This window comes from Pseudomonas sp. NPDC089758, assembly GCF_044748705.1.
Taxonomy (GTDB): domain Bacteria; phylum Pseudomonadota; class Gammaproteobacteria; order Pseudomonadales; family Pseudomonadaceae; genus Aquipseudomonas; species Aquipseudomonas putida_X.
In genome coordinates this window covers 45,623-60,763 of record NZ_JBIVGN010000016.1, presented here as the reverse complement: position 1 = coordinate 60,763, position 15,141 = coordinate 45,623, and the positions used below count along the sequence as shown (strand labels likewise).

Sequence of the window (15,141 nt, the reverse complement as noted above, 5' to 3'; positions counted from 1 at the left end):
CTCTTACATGGCAATGATTCCCGAAACCCTGGCCAACCTGAACCTGTTCGTCGACGGTGTCAGCTTCCAGGGCGATGTTCCCAGCCTGACCCTGCCCAAACTCACGCTGAAGATGGAAGAGTACCGTCCTGGTGGCATGGACATGCCCGTCGAGATGGACCTTGGCATGGAGAAGCAGGAAGCCGCCTTCACCACGACCGGCGTACGCCGTGAGGCGTTGAGGTTCTTTGGCCTTGCCGATGGCAGCGGCTTCAATGGCACGTTCCGCGGAGCCTTCAAAGGCCTAAAGGGCAAGATTACCCCGGTGGTGGTCACACTGCGTGGCTCGCTCAAGGAGATCGATATGGGCGACTGGAAGTCCGGCGACAAGGCCGAGATCAAGCACAGTGTCGGCCTGACCTACTACAAGCTCGAAGTCGATGGGCGCCTGGTTTATGAGATCGACGTGCTGGGCATGAAGCGTGTGATCGACGGCGTCGACCAACTGGCCGCTCAGCGCGCTGCGTTGGGCCTGTAGGGAGGTGATCATGGCTTTAGCAAAAAAAACTCCGCAATGGCTGACTCTGAGCGCCGAGCGCGTCACCGTCCGCCTCTCCCGCGCCAGCGAGGTCAATGGCGTGCAGGTCGACAGCCTGTCACTCCGGGCACCGACCGTACGTGATATCCGCAATGCCCAGACCGGGGGGACCGCTGACGAGGAGCAGCGCGAACTGAACCTGTTCGCATCGCTGGCAGAGGTAGGCATCAAGGACCTTGAGGGGCTTGCGCTCAAGGACTACAGCCGCCTGCAGGCGGGGTACTTTCGCCTGGTGCAGGACGACGAACTTTGACCCGGCCCGGCAGAAGGTCGCCGCCCGGCGGCTGGCCAAGGAGCTGAACTTTCCAGCGAGCGAAATCATGACCATGTCGTACAGCGACATGGTCTGGTGGCTCACGGAGTGAAAGGAGAAAAGCATGGCGAACAACTCAGCGGCAACAGATGCGTCGCAACCGCCACGCGCTGACCCTGAGCACGACCGGATCACCCTTGCGCAGGTATTCAGCCATCAAAACCGAATACTTGGGCGCGTTGTGCAGTCGCTGAGGCAAGGGGCTTCAGTGAGCGAGGACGTCGAATCGTCTTCCGTGCCCATGGCCGAGGTTGTCGATGGTGCGGGCGCAGATACCTTGGAGCAGAACAGTAAAGGCCGGGCTAGCCCTGTTGCCGGGCCGCTCTCGATAGGTGAAGCCTCCAGGAGGCGACCACCACTTGTCGAACATGATGATTACCCCCTGGGCGCCGATGCTACACCTTCGACTGAGCCGGGCCATGGCACTCGGCGACGTGGTTCACAAACATTGGTCGCCGCAAAGGCGGCGGCTCGGGACGGAAGGCTGAGTGCGCTACTGAAGGTAGGTTCCACCGCCGCTACTGCTTCGACTGCTCAAGAATGGGGTGAAGGGCTGGGAGGTGCGACTGGAGGCTTTGCAGGAAGTGTGCTTGGTGCAGCCTTGAGCAAGTACGCCGGCAGAAATGCCGAATATGGCAAGGTGGTGGGAGGCTTTTTTGGCGAAAAAGTGGGGGCGGCGCTTGGTAAGCGTGTTGCTCCTCACTCCGAACAGGGGGTACTAGAAGAGGTTGCTGCGCCCACCACGACCGCCCCATCGGCGGAAGCTGAAACCTCGCAGAGCTCACTTGAGCAAGGCATGCTGACTGGTGTGAGCATTGGCTCCATTGCGCGCGCTCATCAGTCCGGTAAACGGTCTTCAGCGATGAGCTGGAATAGGCTGAAGGGCTGGTTGGGCAAAGGCAGCCCCGCAGCCAATGATCCTTATCCTCTCGGGGCAGATGCAGGCCCTTCTCCTACAGAAATCGGTAAACGTGCGCCGCCCTGGAAGACAGTTGGCGAAGTCTTCAAGGAGGAAGGCAAGAGTGTTTTGCTGGAAGCGGCCCTGAAGGCAGGACACACCTACGCGACTGCCAAGACAGCAGAGGAGGCTTGGGCCGGCTACGGCGGTGCTATTGGAGGATTGGGCGGTTCAGTTGCAGGGGCAGTGGTGCTCAAAAGACTCTTTCCTTTTGTAAGCCCGTCAGTGGGTACCACGCTTGGGGGGGAGCTCGGTGACAAGGCCGGTACCGTGCTTGGCGGATGGCTCGCGCGGAAACTGTCCAAGGACGAGCCCCATCCACCTGCAAATACTCCATTGCCAGCCGTTTCTCTTCTGGCTTCGCCCAAGCCGCTCGTCACGCCAATTCCGACCAATGAGTTGTTTGGCCTTCAGTTAGGTACGGCAACTGCCAAACGCCTGATGTCGACGCCGGAACTGGCGCGACAAAAGTGGGTGGCTAAGCGCTCTTTGCCGCAGGTGTCGCTGCTGGACACGCCCAAGCATTCGCTCACCCCCCCGCCTCAGACGGCGTTTCTTGATGAGCAGGTCGGTACCCGGATCACCAGGCACCTGCTGGCACACCCCGCTGCGGCTCAGCCCAGGGCAGTCCAGCCGCAGCGGCCGGCGCCAGTGTCGCTGCTCCGGCCTGCCTCACCCGAGGCGTTGAATGAAGCAGCAGGCGATCGTCCATTCCCCTTGCGCGCACCCCCGGCGGCGCCCGCACTTCCAGGCCCTGACGGTCCCTTGCCCCCTCAGGCCAAACAGTCTCCGCCGATCGCTCAACATTTCACCTTCAACGCCAACATGCCGGTAACGATCAACGGCTGCCTCGACGATCCGGCCGTCCTGCAACGGTTGGAGGCGATGGTGCAACGCACGCTACAGGAACTGATCAGCCGCAAGGCGGCTACGCAGCTTTCTGATCCCATCTACGCGTGAGGATATTTCATGATCTATCTGGAACAGCTCCAAGGCGCCTTGCATGCGCTGGTCAAGGCAGGCGAGGAGGGGCGTCGACGTGCCGACGCCATGCTCGAACCGATGGCCCAGGCGGTCGGCCATGCCAAGGAGGCAGCCGCTGAACTCGAAGCTCTGCCATGGATCGGCCCGGAGATAGGCAAACGCCTGCAACGTACGATGCGCGCCATCGACTCTGCCAAGCAGCGTGTTGACATGGTGATCGCCAAGTACAACCAGTCCTTGGAGGTGGTGCGCAAGGTGCGTGATCGCGTCAATGCCTTCGCCGAGCATCTGGGCAAGGCGGGTACGGCAATCCGCCGCGTGATTGGCGATGTGCGGGCGCTGGCCAGCGGCGTGCTGTCGACTTTTGGTTTGCTACCTCAGGCCACTCCTGCGGCAGAGGCGATCACACCGTTTGCGCATCTGCTGGTGCTGCAGCCATTGAAGGCAAACGCGCCACCGTACTATTTCAACCTCGATACCGCCGCCTTCGACCAGTTGCGCCGGCAAACCCGTTTCCGCTGGGCTGCCCAGGAGCGCCTGGCACGTGCCACCGCGCAGCAAGCGGTCAGCCTGGGCGAAGAAACCATCAGCATCCGTGGCGCCATCTTCCCCGGTTTCAAGGGGGGAGTGGGGCAGTTGCAGGCGCTGCGAAGCATCGGCCGTCAGCTCTTGCCATTGTCGTTGACCACAGGCTACGGCGAAGTGCTCGGCACTTGGTGCATGACCAGCATCGAAGAAGAGCAGGGCGCTTTTCTGGCCGGTGGCATTCCTCGCAAACAAGGCTTTTCACTGGAGTTCGTGAGTTATGGACAAGACTTGCAAAACATCTGAAGGAGATGTGCTCGACACCCTCTGCCACCACTATTACGGGCACCTGGATGGCAGCGTGGAGGCGGTGCTGCAAGCCAATCAGGGGTTGGCAGACGAGGCCCAGCCGTTTCGCCGCGGGGTGACGATTCGCTTGCCAACCTTGACGCTGGCGCCGGCCAACGTCGTACAGCTCTGGGACTGAGGCCATGCAACCGCAATTTCGCATCCAGGCCGATGGCCAGGACATTACTTCGCTGATCAATGATCGTCTGTTGCTATTGCGCACCACTGACAAGCCGGGGTTGGAGTCGGACGACTTCGAGTTACGCATCGATGCGCGAGACGGCACCGTGGCGTTGCCTGCCCGTGGCGCGGTGATTGAGGTGCATATGGGTTACGCCGGTCAACCGCTGACCCGGTTGGGGCGTTACACCGTCGATGAGGTGGAGCTCTCCGGGCCACCGGACACCCTGTTGATTCGCGGTAAGGCAAGTGACTTGAGCGGCAGCGGCAGAACCGTGCGCAGTGGCAGTTGGGAGGCAGTGACGCTGCAACGCATAGTCGCCGAGGTTGCAGCGCGTAATGGCTGGCAGGCGATCTGCCCGGTGCTTATTCAGGTACCGCGTGTCGACCAGTACAACGAATCGGATTTCAACTTCATCACCCGCCTGGCCCGCCAGTATGACTGCACCGCCAAACTGGCCAACGGCCAGTTGCTGGTGCTGCCACGCCAGGCGGGGCGCAGCGCCAGTGGCAAGCCCCTGGACGTGGTCGGCATTGCCCATGACCAGGTCAGCCAGTGGCATTTGCGGCTGGACGACAAGGCGGGGCGCCAGGCTGTGCGTACTCGCCATCAGGATACTGCCAGTGGTGAATCGAAGATCCTCGAACTGGTCAACGCCGAGGCTGCAGGCGCCCAGCGGCCGGTGCATACGGACCGACACCTTTACCCCAACCGTGCGGCAGCCGAACAGGCGGCCAGGGCGCGGCTAGCCGGTTTCAATCGCGAAAGCGCCAATGTGCGCCTGGATCTGCCTGGACGCACCGACCTGTTTGCCGAGCGCAGCATCGATTTGCATGGCTTTGTCGACGGTATGAACGGGCAGTATCAAATCGACTCGGTGGAGCAGGTATTCACCCTGTCGGGCTGGCGTACAACCGTGCAGGGGAATGGTGGCAAGGCAGGCAAGTTGAAGGCCAAGGGCGCCGCCCCGCGTCTTGAGGCAGTGACCAAGGCCTGAGGAATGAACCACGCAAGGAGGTCAGATATGCTTACAGAAGCGCAATTGCTACAGATTTTGCCCAACGCCCGTTATGTCGCCGGTGTTTTTCTTCCTGCCCTGAACATCACCCTGCCACGTTGGGAGATCGACAACCCCAAGCGGTTGGCTGCGTTCATCGCCCAGGTCGGCCATGAGTCAAGCCAGTTACGTTATGTGAAGGAGCTGGGCAGCAATAGCTACCTGGCCCGTTACGACACGGGAAGCGTGGCCCGGCGCCTGGGCAATACACCGCAGGAGGACGGCGACGGCCAGTTTTATTGTGGACGGGGCCTGATCCAGGTGACCGGTCGCAGCAACTACCAGGCCTGTAGTCGGGCATTGTTCAACGACGAGCGCCTGCTAGCCCAGCCGCAACTGCTGGAGCAGCCGCGCTGGGCGTGTGAGTCCGCGGCGTGGTTCTGGCATTCCCGGGGGTTGAATGGGTTGGCGGACCGGGGCGAGTTCAACCGTATCACGCGCCATATAAATGGTGGGTTGAACGGTCTGGAGGATCGTTTGAAGCTCTGGGCGCGGGCACGTGAGGTGCTGTGTTGAGCCGACTGCGGTTGGGGCTAAGCGTACTTTTGATCCTGTTGTACACAGCGTTGGTATGGCAGGCCCAGAACTGGCGCTATGGCCGGCTGTTGGCGCAGCAGGCGCAAGCCCAAGCCGAGGCGATGGCGACCAGGGTGCTTGAGGTGCGCGAGCAAAACCAGCGCCTGGAGCGGCAGTTGCATGAGAGTGAAACCCGTCATTACCAGGAGTTGACCAATGCGCAACAGTCCCAGGCTCGCCTGCGTGATCGCCTGGCTACTGCCGATGTACGGTTGTCAGCCTTGGTCGAGCGCGACGCCGCTTGTTCCGCAGTGCCTGCCGCCGCCGGCGCCGGCGGCGTGGATCATGCATCCGTACGCGCCCGACTTGAGCCGGCGCATGCTGCACGAATTATCGCCATCACCGATGAAGGCGACCGAGGATTGATGGCGTTGCGGGCTTGCCAGGATTATGTGCGGGGATTGCTGCGCTGAGCGGAGGTATGAAGCAGCAACGACTATCCCGATCACCCACCTCAAATGCTAGGGTGTGGCTCTGCCTCTTCCAGGAACTGCACATGGACCCGATTACCGTTCTCTCCGCCCGGCTGGGCGAGCACCTGCGCCGTTTCAGCGCCCAAGTCACCACCGCCGAATCCTGCACCGGCGGTGGCATCGCCGAAGCTATCACCCGCGTACCTGGCAGCTCCGCCTGGTTCGAGGCTGGCTATGTCACCTACTCCAACGCTCAGAAGACCCGCCAGCTTGGGGTCCCTGAACATTTGTTCGCCCAAGTAGGTGCAGTCAGTCAGGAAGTGGTCGAAGCCATGGTGCGCGGCGCCCAAGCGGCCAGCGGTGCGCGTTTCGCCGTGGCGGTGAGTGGTGTGGCCGGGCCCGATGGTGGCTCGCCGGCCAAACCCGTTGGTACCGTGTGGCTGGCATGGGCCGACGGCAGTCATGTGATCAGCGAGCGTCGCCACTTCTACGGCGACCGTGAAGCAGTGCGCCGACAGACGGTGATCGCCGCGTTAGACGGCTTGTTACAGCTTGGTGCCGAGTAAATCGACGACAGGGGTTTGCTCAAGCGCTTCCCTGTGGAATAATACTGGCTACTTATACAGGTATTGCGGCCATCAGGGCCAAGTCGAACACGTGAGGATTTCAATGGACGACAACAAGAAGCGCGCCTTGGCTGCGGCCCTGGGTCAGATCGAACGCCAATTCGGCAAGGGCGCAGTCATGCGCATGGGCGATCACGAGCGCACCGGCATTCCGGCCATCTCCACCGGCTCCCTGGGCCTGGACATCGCCCTGGGCATCGGCGGCCTGCCAAAAGGCCGTATCGTCGAGATTTATGGCCCGGAGTCTTCGGGTAAAACCACGCTCACCCTGTCGGTCATCGCCGAAGCCCAGAAAAGCGGCGCCACCTGCGCCTTCGTCGACGCCGAGCACGCGCTGGACCCTGAGTACGCCGGCAAGCTGGGCGTAAACGTCGACGACCTGCTGGTTTCGCAGCCGGATACCGGTGAGCAGGCGCTGGAAATCACCGACATGCTGGTGCGTTCCAACGCCGTTGACGTAATCATCGTCGACTCCGTGGCCGCCCTGGTGCCCAAAGCGGAAATCGAAGGCGAGATGGGTGACATGCACGTTGGCCTCCAGGCCCGTCTGATGTCCCAGGCGCTGCGCAAGATCACCGGTAATATCAAGAATGCCAACTGCCTGGTCATCTTCATCAACCAGATCCGTATGAAGATCGGTGTGATGTTCGGTAGCCCCGAAACCACCACCGGTGGTAATGCCCTGAAGTTCTACGCCTCGGTGCGCCTGGACATCCGCCGTACTGGTGCAGTCAAGGAAGGCGACGAAGTCGTCGGCAGCGAAACTCGCGTCAAGATCGTCAAGAACAAGGTCTCGCCGCCGTTCCGTCAGGCTGAATTCCAGATTCTTTACGGCAAGGGTATCTACCGTAACGGCGAAATCATCGACCTGGGTGTTTCCCAAGGGTTGGTCGAGAAGTCGGGTGCCTGGTATGCCTACCAAGGCAACAAGATCGGCCAAGGCAAGGCTAACGCGGCCAAGTACCTGCAAGAGAACCCGGCCATTGGCGCCGAGATCGAGAAGCAGATTCGTGAGAAGCTGCTCAAGGCGGGTGTCGTTGCCGAAGCGGGCAAGGCTGCTGCAGCCGATGCCAACGCCGACGACGTGGCTGATGCCGACGCCGGTTATTGATAGCTGCTTGGCCTGATCATGTCCGTCGTACTCGACACCCCCGTCGCCGTTCGGCGGACAGCCATGGACCTGCTTGCGCGCCGCGAGCATGGTCGCGTCGAGCTGACGCGTAAACTGCGTCAGCGCGGCGCTACGGATGAGTTGATCGAGCCAGCGCTCGATCGGCTCGCCGAAGAAGGGCTGCTCAGCGAGGCTCGCTACCTCGAAAGCTTCATCAGGTACCGTTCCAATGCCGGCTATGGTCCAGCGCGTATTCGCGAGGAACTCGGCCAGCGTGGCCTGAACCGTGGCGATGTCGACCAGGCACTGCGTGACTGTGGTGTGAACTGGGCAGAGCGGTTACAGGATGCCTGGCAGCGCAAATATGCCGGTCAACGTCCGCAGGACCCCCGCAGCCGTGCCCAGCAGACCCGATTTCTCGCTTACCGTGGGTTTCCCATGGACATGATCGGCCGCCTGCTCAGCGGCCGTGACTTGGACGACTATTGATCTAACAGCCACATCGCAGGCAGGCGTACTCAGCTGACCTTCAGCGCCTCCCTTGCCCGCTGTGTAGTATGCATCGGCTGGGGCTTGGCCCAGTTCTCCGACAGATTGATGAAATCCACCAGCTCACGCAGGCGCCCTTGATTACGGCCGTTGAAGGCAAAGGTCAGGCGGGTCAGATGGCTGTAGCTGCCTACTTCATGTTCAGCGCCACTGTCGGCATGTTGGTAGTACTTACCGCTGAGCCGTAAATCGGCGAAGGCTTCCTGAATTTCATTCAGTGCTGCGTCGCTGAGCCGATGATGCATGCGGATCACGAACTGGTTCTTCAGCCAGCGGCTGGAGTGGTAGTTGCTGTAGAACTGGTTGATCTCCTCCACTGCCTCGTCGGCACTGTGCACCAGGCGTAGCAGCTTGAGGTCACTGGGTAGGATGTAGCGGTTTTCTTCCAGTTGCCTGCTGATGAAGTCCAGGCAGTCTTGCCAGAAGCTGCCACCTGGTGAGTCCAGCAGCACCACCGGTACCAGTGGGCTTTTGCCAGTCTGAATCAGTGTCAGTACTTCCAGTGCTTCGTCGAGCGTGCCGAAACCTCCGGGGCAAAGGACCAGGGCGTCCGCTTCCTTGACGAAGAACAGCTTGCGAATGAAGAAAAAGTGGAAGGGCAGCAGCTTGTCAGTGCCGTCCACTGTAGGGTTGGCGTGTTGTTCGAAAGGGAGGGTGATGTTGAAACCCAGGCTGTGGTCGCTACCCGCGCCTTCATGCGCAGCGGCCATGATGCCGCCACCTGCGCCGGTAATGACCATCAGGTCGGAGCGGGCCAGTGTGGCGCCCAGTTCGCGGGCCAAGGCATACATCGGGTGTTCCAGCGGTGTGCGCGCCGAGCCAAAAACCGTGACCTTGCGCCGGCCCTTGTAGCGTTGCAGGCTGCGGAAGGAGTGGTCCAGTTCGCGAAGGGCCTGCAAGGTGATCTTGGCACTCCAGCGATCGCTGTCGTCGTGGGCCATGCGCAAGATGGTCAGCATCATGTCCCGGTACAGTGGCAGGTTGGGGCTGTCCGGTGCGACCAGTTGCAGTTGTTCGTCTAGCTTGCTCAGGTCGATACCACTGTCCCTGAAGTGATTGAACAGATACTCATTGGGTTGGTAAGGCATTCAACGTCTCCTTCTGCAGCAAAACCTCTGACCGAGCTGATGGCTGGGCTCGGCCGCGACACTACGTGCGTCGCTGGCTGCTCTGGCTCGAGTGTGCGTCCCGAGCATTGCAGTAGGCCTTCAAGGCCCTGATGCAGTGCGTCATTCATCTTGTCGTTTTTGTGCGCTTCGCTATCAATCTAGACCCTTGCGCCACTTCGTGCAGGCACTATCGCTGCGGCCACTCGTCGGCACGCGGCCATTGATGGCAAGGGTTTGGTTAACTGGAGAAGCGAAACGTGTCGATGCAGGAGGTGGCGGTATGCATCGCTTGGTCATCGAGGTAGACCGGCAGCTGTATCAGCAGCTGGAACATGCGGCCCAGGCCCATCATGTGAGCCTGGAAGCGGAGTGCTTGCGGCGGTTGGCTGCGTTGGAATGCCAATCACCCTATCTGCAGGCGCTTTTGGCAGAGATGCGCGCCGACGAAGAGCCGCAGCGCGCGGAGGATGAGCGGGTCAGTTGATTACTTCTTCTTGTTGCCGGCAGTGCAGCTGGCAGCGTCGAAGGCCTGGTCCATGACAGGTTCGTTGGTCTTGTAGACGGTGAAGCGATAGACCATCACGGCGCCTTTGGACATCAGGTTGCGGTAGCCGCTATTGCGGCAGACGCTGTCACCCAATTGGCTACGCACCTCGGCGGGTTTTTCCTGCATGCGTGCGGCGTGCTCGGCGCGTACGCTCAGGTGATTGACCAGTGCTCTGCCTTCAACGGTATAGCCCTGGTCGAGGATATCTTCGTTGATGGCCCTTGGGGTGCCGACGCTGCTTTGCTTGGCGACCTTTTCCAGCAGCTTGTTCAGCTCGAACTCCTGCTTGGAGGCCGCCTGGGCTGCCAGTGGCAGGGTGAGCAACAGGCTCAGGGTCGGGACGATAAGACGCAGCATGAATCTCTCCTGGTTCGGTGACTGGCGCTTTGACATGCGCAGACGGCTGGTGTTCCATGAAACCTGCAGTATCGCGGGTAGGCTCGCGGCCACCAAACGCCGATTATAAAGGACCAGCCCGTCCAGCTGCACGGCAAATGACGCCCGCTCTGATAGAATGGCGCTTTGTTTTCATCGAGTTATCGCAGTGTCCAGTTACAACCTGTTCCGAGGCTTGCCAGCATGAGCCATGCGGTAGCGCGCCTGCGCGCCGAACGGCTGGCCCGTAGCATCAAGCCGTTCATTGCTCGTGGCTCACGTGCCGAACGTTGCCCTGACTGTCGGGTTATCGCCACCCATTGTCTATGTGCCTGGAAGCCAAAGGTGCAGGCCGACTCGGGTGTATGCCTGTTGATGCATGATACCGAGCCACTGAAGCCCACCAACACCGGCTGGCTGATCGCCGACGTCATCGAAGAGACCTCTGCCTTCGGCTGGTTGCGCACGGCGGTGGACGAACGATTGTTGACCCTGCTGGCAGACCCCCAGTGGCAGCCGTATATCGTCTTCCCGGGGGAATTCGTCGCCCAGGAGCGGGTGGTCAGCGAAGTAGTTCGGGTGCCGGGCAAGCGGCCTTTGTTCATCCTGCTGGACGCTACCTGGACCGAAGCCCGCAAAATGTTCCGCAAGAGCCCTTATCTTGACCGCTTCCCGGTGCTCAGCCTGCAAGCTGAGCAGATGTCGCGCTATCGCTTGCGCCGCTCCAAGCGCGACGATCATTTCTGCACTGCGGAAGTGGCTGCCATGTGCTTGGACCTTGCGGGTGACCACCAGGCTTCCCAAGCCCTGGATGCGTACCTGGATGTGTTCAGCCTGCACTACCTCAGTGGCAAGCGTCGTCTGCCACTGGATGAGCAGGACGCTACCCACCAGCGTTTGCATACCTTCCTATAGTCCAAGGGGCACGAGCCCCACTTTGGTTCATAATGACGGGGCTGGCGGCCAGGATGAAGCGAGGCGGCGGGGCGAGTGGTTTGACCCGCCCGGTTGTGCTCGGCACCTTGGCGCCGATTCCCCGCCGGGCGCTATCATTCCGCCGCTGCGCCTGGCACAGAACAGGATCCTTAGATCGATGGCCATGTACGAAATCCTGATTGCCGATGACCACCCACTGTTTCGTAGCGCTCTGCGCCAGGCCGTCACCCTCGGCCTGGGTGCGGATGTGCGCCTGGTCGAGGTGGCGAGCATCGCCGAGCTGGAAAGCCGACTGAGCGAAAAAGCCGACTGGGATCTGGTCCTGCTGGACCTGAACATGCCGGGTGCCTATGGTTTCTCCGGGCTGGTCCTGCTCCGTGGCCAGTACCCTCAGATCCCGGTGGTGATGGTCTCGGCTCAGGAAGAGGCTGCCGTGGTAGTCAAGTCCCGTGAGTTCGGGGCCAGTGGCTTCATTCCAAAGTCCAGTGGGCTGGAAGTGATTCAGGATGCAGTGAGAAAGGTGCTCGATGGCGACGTTTGGTGGCCGCCTCAGGCATTCGAAAGGGTCGATGTTTCGGCCGAGGCCAAAGCCGCCAGCGAAGGCCTGGCCAGCCTTACGCCACAGCAGTTTCGCGTGCTGACCATGGTCTGTGAAGGCTTGCTTAACAAACAGATCGCCTACGAGCTGAATGTGTCGGAAGCGACCATCAAGGCTCATGTGACAGCGATCTTCCGCAAGCTGGGCGTGCGCACGCGAACCCAGGCGGCCTTGCTACTGCAACAACTTGAATCGGTTGCAAGCAGCTAACTCCTTGCAGCTTCACGCTTTTTTGACTCGTTTTGGACTAGTCTGCTGGCCTTTCATCGGTGAAGTGACGCACATGTCGCCATTCAAAGGCCAGACCGGCCTCAAACGTATCTTCAATGCCGCCGGCTATTCGCTGGACGGCCTGCGCGCCGCCTTCAAAGGCGAGGCAGCTTTCCGTCAACTGGTACTGCTCAATGTGCTGCTGATCCCGATTGCCTTTTGGCTGCCGGTAAGCCGCGCAGAGCGGGCCATCATGATTGCGGTGTGCCTCCTCGGGCTGATCGTCGAACTGTTCAACTCGGCGGTAGAGGCGGCCATTGACCGTATTTCGCTGGAGCGCCACCCGCTTTCGAAAAACGCCAAGGACATGGGCAGTGCTGCGCAACTCGTAGCGTTGACGATGGTGGCGTTGGTCTGGGGCGTTATTCTGCTCTAAGCGATCGGCGGCAGAACAATTTCGTCACTGCGGGTAACGCCTGCGGTGAAATTACGGCACAACTCAAGAAACTCGCGCATGGCCGAGGTCTGGTATTTTTGCTTGTGCCAGATGAAATAGAACTGGCGCATCAGGTCCAGCTCCGGGGTTTCAACCGGCACCAGGCTGCCACGCCGGAAGGCATCACGCAGTGCCAGGCGCGATATGCAGCCAATGCCCAGGCCTGATTCCACGGCGCGCTTGATCGCTTCGGTGTGCTCCAGCTCCAGGCGGATGTTCAGGTTGGCGCGATGATGGCGCATGGCCTGGTCGAACGTCAGTCGTGTCCCAGAACCCTGCTCACGCAGGATCCAGGCTTCCTGGGACAGGCTTTCGATATCTGCGTGGCCCACCTCGGCCAGCCGGTGTTGCGGCGCGCAGAACACCACCAGTTCGTCCTCCACCCAAGGCTGCACCTCCAAGTCTGGATGGCTGCAGTCGCCTTCGATCAGACCCAGATCAATTTCGTATTGTGCAACCTGGTGCACGATATGGGCTGTGTTCTGCACGTGCAGTTTGACCTGGCTTTCCGGGTGCACCTGCATGAAGCTGCCGATCAGCAAGGTGGCCAGGTAGTTGCCAATGGTCAGTGTGGCGCCGACTGCCAGTGAGCCAAAACCGGACTTGCCGTTGAGCAGGTCTTCGATCTCCTTGGCCTGGTCGAGCAGCGCAACCGCTTGCGGCAGCAACTGATGGCCCAAGGCATTGAGGGCCAAGCGTTTACCTGCACGGTCGAACAACTGGCAGCTCGATTGCCGCTCCAGTTCAGTGATGGACGTGCTGGCAGCCGACTGCGACAGGGCCAGCACGCTGGCGGCTCGAGAGACGCTCTGATGCTGGGCCACGGCGACGAATACCTGTAGCTGACGAAGTGTGAATCGCATATCTATATAACCGATAACACATATCTTGATAATTCAGTTAACAGATATTGTCGCTGCCCCTAAACTATCGCGCAACTGTGCGCTTTGCGCGCTGCGTTTTCTTCAGGAGCCCCATCGATGAGCAACATGAACCACGAACGTGTCCTCAGTGTGCATCACTGGAACGACACTCTGTTCAGCTTCAAGTGCACCCGCGACCCGGGCCTGCGCTTCGAGAACGGTCAGTTCGTGATGATCGGCCTGCAGCAGGACAGCGGCCGTCCGCTCATGCGCGCCTACTCCATCGCCTCGCCCAACTGGGAAGAGCATCTGGAATTTTTCAGCATCAAGGTGCCGGACGGTCCGCTGACCTCCCAGCTGCAGCACCTGAAGGAAGGCGACGAGATCATCATCAGCAAGAAGCCTACCGGCACGCTGGTCCTCGACGACCTCAACCCGGGCAAGCATCTGTACCTGCTGAGCACCGGCACTGGCCTGGCGCCGTTCATGAGCGTCATTCAGGACCCGGAAACCTACGAGCGCTTCGAGAAAGTGATCCTGGTGCACGGTGTGCGTTACGTGAATGAAGTGGCCTATCGCGAGTTCATCACCGAACACCTGCCGCAGAACGAGTTCTTCGGTGAAGCGGTGCGTGACAAGCTGATCTACTACCCGACCGTGACCCGCGAGCCGTTCGAGAACCAGGGCCGTCTGACCGACCTGATGCGCAGCGGCAAGCTGTTCAGCGACATTGGCCTGCCACCGATCAACCCGCAGGACGACCGCGCGATGATCTGTGGTAGCCCGAGCATGCTCGACGAGACCAGCGAAGTCCTCGACAGCTTCGGCCTGAAGATCTCCCCGCGCATGCGTGAGCCGGGTGACTATCTGATCGAACGTGCCTTCGTCGAGAAGTAATCGACCGGTAGCAAGCTTGGCCTGATGCCAGTCAGCCAAGCGCTTTACGGCGCATCCCCGGCAAGCCGGCCCCCACAGGCACAGCGCAGGCTTCAATGATTGCGCGGTCCCTGTGGGGGCCGGCTTGCCGGCGATGGGCTGCGCAGCAGCCCTGACAAGGCCATTAAGCCTGTGCGCCTGAGGCTGCCAGTGCCTTCAGTTTTCCCCAACGACCTCAAGCACCCGAATCACATCTGGCTCCGGGTAGTGCCACCTAACCTGCACATCCCAGAACTTCACCCCATACACCCGCTCCGGTACTGGCACCTGATAGGCCGGTCGAGGGTCCTGTGCCAGGCACTGCTCGATCAGCTCCACCAGTGGCTCGCCCAGGCGCAGGGCGTGTTCGCGGGCCTGGGGCAGGGCACTATCGCCCCATTGCACGGCGATCGCGGCAGGCGCATCGCTGGCCATCAGGTTGCTCGCCCCGGCGATGCTGTCGGCATAGGGAACATACGGTTTGATGTCCAGCACCGGCGTGCCATCGAGCAGATCGATGCCGGACAGTAGCAGCCGCCCCGGTTCCACCCCCTCCAGGCGTACCACCGACTGGCCGATGCCATTGGGCCGGTGGGTCGCTCGCGTGGCGAACACGCCCATGCTCTTGTTGCCGCCCAAGCGGGGTGGCCGCACCTTGAGGCGTGGCTTGTCTTCCAGGGCCTGATGGAACAGGAACAACAGCCACACATGGCTGACCTGCTCCAGGCCCGCCACGGCCTCGCCTTGGTCGAACGGTGGCAGCAACTCAAGTATCCCACGTGCAGCCGGCGCCAGCTGTGGCTGCCGTGGGATGGCGAATTTCTCCTTGAAGCAGGAGCGCACGATGCCAACAGGCGAAACCGTATGGTGCATC

At 61.0% G+C, this 15,141-nt stretch carries 20 protein-coding genes; 16 read left to right on the top strand and 4 right to left on the bottom strand.

Annotated elements, in window-relative coordinates; translation table 11 throughout:
• Positions 1-7: 7 nt before the first annotated feature.
• The 11 genes from ACIPZH_RS20110 (at position 8) to recX (ending at position 8,158) form a co-directional block, all read left to right on the top strand.
• A complete protein-coding gene (locus ACIPZH_RS20110; protein WP_241805940.1) occupies positions 8-517 on the top strand; it encodes a phage major tail tube protein in 510 nt (169 codons plus the stop codon).
• A gap of 10 nt (positions 518-527) precedes the next feature.
• Positions 528-830 carry a phage tail assembly protein gene (locus ACIPZH_RS20105; protein ID WP_400637519.1) on the top strand — a complete coding sequence of 101 codons (303 nt, stop codon included), beginning with the start codon at positions 528-530 and terminating at the stop codon, positions 828-830.
• Positions 831-1,491: 661 nt separating this feature from the next.
• A complete protein-coding gene (locus ACIPZH_RS20100; RefSeq protein ID WP_400637517.1) occupies positions 1,492-2,808 on the top strand; it encodes a hypothetical protein in 1,317 nt (438 codons plus the stop codon).
• A 9-nt stretch (positions 2,809-2,817) separates the two neighbouring features.
• Entirely contained in the window at positions 2,818-3,663 is an 846-nt protein-coding gene (locus ACIPZH_RS20095; RefSeq protein ID WP_241805944.1) for a phage tail protein, read from the top strand.
• Entirely contained in the window at positions 3,638-3,844 is a 207-nt protein-coding gene (locus tag ACIPZH_RS20090; RefSeq protein WP_400637515.1) for a tail protein X, read from the top strand. Before ACIPZH_RS20095 ends, ACIPZH_RS20090 begins: the two co-directional genes overlap by 26 nt.
• Positions 3,845-3,848: 4 nt before the next feature.
• Complete coding sequence (locus tag ACIPZH_RS20085) at positions 3,849-4,883, top strand: phage late control D family protein (protein ID WP_400637514.1); 1,035 nt, start codon at positions 3,849-3,851, stop codon at positions 4,881-4,883.
• 27 nt (positions 4,884-4,910) lie between these two features.
• Positions 4,911-5,459, top strand: coding sequence for a glycoside hydrolase family 19 protein (locus ACIPZH_RS20080; protein WP_241805947.1), 549 nt, complete (start codon positions 4,911-4,913; stop codon positions 5,457-5,459).
• Complete coding sequence (locus ACIPZH_RS20075) at positions 5,456-5,932, top strand: lysis system i-spanin subunit Rz (protein ID WP_241805948.1); 477 nt, start codon at positions 5,456-5,458, stop codon at positions 5,930-5,932. Before ACIPZH_RS20080 ends, ACIPZH_RS20075 begins: the two co-directional genes overlap by 4 nt.
• Before the next feature lie 83 nt (positions 5,933-6,015).
• The gene (locus ACIPZH_RS20070) at positions 6,016-6,498 is read left to right on the top strand and encodes a CinA family protein (protein ID WP_400637512.1); all 483 of its coding nucleotides are present in this window, start codon (positions 6,016-6,018) and stop codon (positions 6,496-6,498) included.
• Between the two features lie 103 nt (positions 6,499-6,601).
• The gene (gene recA / locus ACIPZH_RS20065) at positions 6,602-7,669 is read left to right on the top strand and encodes a recombinase RecA (RefSeq protein ID WP_241805950.1); all 1,068 of its coding nucleotides are present in this window, start codon (positions 6,602-6,604) and stop codon (positions 7,667-7,669) included.
• 18 nt (positions 7,670-7,687) lie between these two features.
• Positions 7,688-8,158 carry a recombination regulator RecX gene (gene recX / locus ACIPZH_RS20060; RefSeq protein WP_241805951.1) on the top strand — a complete coding sequence of 157 codons (471 nt, stop codon included), beginning with the start codon at positions 7,688-7,690 and terminating at the stop codon, positions 8,156-8,158.
• Positions 8,159-8,187: 29 nt separating this feature from the next.
• Here recX and ACIPZH_RS20055 read toward each other — a convergent pair whose 3' ends face one another.
• Complete coding sequence (locus tag ACIPZH_RS20055; RefSeq protein ID WP_400637510.1) at positions 8,188-9,306, bottom strand: LOG family protein; 1,119 nt, start codon at positions 9,304-9,306, stop codon at positions 8,188-8,190.
• A 301-nt stretch (positions 9,307-9,607) separates the two neighbouring features.
• Between ACIPZH_RS20055 and ACIPZH_RS20050 the strand changes: the two genes are divergently transcribed.
• Positions 9,608-9,811 (top strand): hypothetical protein, encoded by a 204-nt coding sequence (locus ACIPZH_RS20050; RefSeq protein WP_400629422.1) that lies wholly within the window; start codon positions 9,608-9,610, stop codon positions 9,809-9,811.
• Here ACIPZH_RS20050 and ACIPZH_RS20045 read toward each other — a convergent pair whose 3' ends face one another.
• Complete coding sequence (locus ACIPZH_RS20045) at positions 9,812-10,231, bottom strand: quorum-sensing-regulated virulence factor family protein (RefSeq protein ID WP_241805954.1); 420 nt, start codon at positions 10,229-10,231, stop codon at positions 9,812-9,814.
• A gap of 222 nt (positions 10,232-10,453) precedes the next feature.
• On the opposite strand from ACIPZH_RS20045, the gene ACIPZH_RS20040 reads away from it, so the two are divergent.
• The 3 genes from ACIPZH_RS20040 to ACIPZH_RS20030 all read left to right on the top strand — a co-directional run bounded on the left by ACIPZH_RS20040 (position 10,454) and on the right by ACIPZH_RS20030 (position 12,429).
• A complete protein-coding gene (locus ACIPZH_RS20040; protein WP_267818177.1) occupies positions 10,454-11,164 on the top strand; it encodes a tRNA-uridine aminocarboxypropyltransferase in 711 nt (236 codons plus the stop codon).
• Between the two features lie 178 nt (positions 11,165-11,342).
• The gene (gene erdR, locus ACIPZH_RS20035; protein WP_012315844.1) at positions 11,343-11,993 is read left to right on the top strand and encodes a response regulator transcription factor ErdR; all 651 of its coding nucleotides are present in this window, start codon (positions 11,343-11,345) and stop codon (positions 11,991-11,993) included.
• 73 nt (positions 11,994-12,066) lie between these two features.
• Entirely contained in the window at positions 12,067-12,429 is a 363-nt protein-coding gene (locus ACIPZH_RS20030; RefSeq protein WP_008094698.1) for a diacylglycerol kinase, read from the top strand.
• Here ACIPZH_RS20030 and finR read toward each other — a convergent pair.
• Positions 12,426-13,352 carry a LysR family transcriptional regulator FinR gene (gene finR, locus ACIPZH_RS20025; protein WP_400637508.1) on the bottom strand — a complete coding sequence of 309 codons (927 nt, stop codon included), beginning with the start codon at positions 13,350-13,352 and terminating at the stop codon, positions 12,426-12,428. The genes ACIPZH_RS20030 and finR overlap by 4 nt on opposite strands.
• Before the next feature lie 117 nt (positions 13,353-13,469).
• Here finR and fpr point away from each other — a divergent pair, with 117 nt between their 5' ends.
• Positions 13,470-14,249: a ferredoxin-NADP reductase gene (gene fpr, locus ACIPZH_RS20020; protein ID WP_012315841.1), complete on the top strand. Its 780-nt coding sequence runs from the start codon at positions 13,470-13,472 to the stop codon at positions 14,247-14,249.
• Between the two features lie 195 nt (positions 14,250-14,444).
• On the opposite strand, the gene tsaA is transcribed toward fpr, so the two are convergent.
• The gene (gene tsaA / locus ACIPZH_RS20015) at positions 14,445-15,140 is read right to left on the bottom strand and encodes a tRNA (N6-threonylcarbamoyladenosine(37)-N6)-methyltransferase TrmO (protein ID WP_400637506.1); all 696 of its coding nucleotides are present in this window, start codon (positions 15,138-15,140) and stop codon (positions 14,445-14,447) included.
• Position 15,141 lies beyond the last annotated feature (1 nt).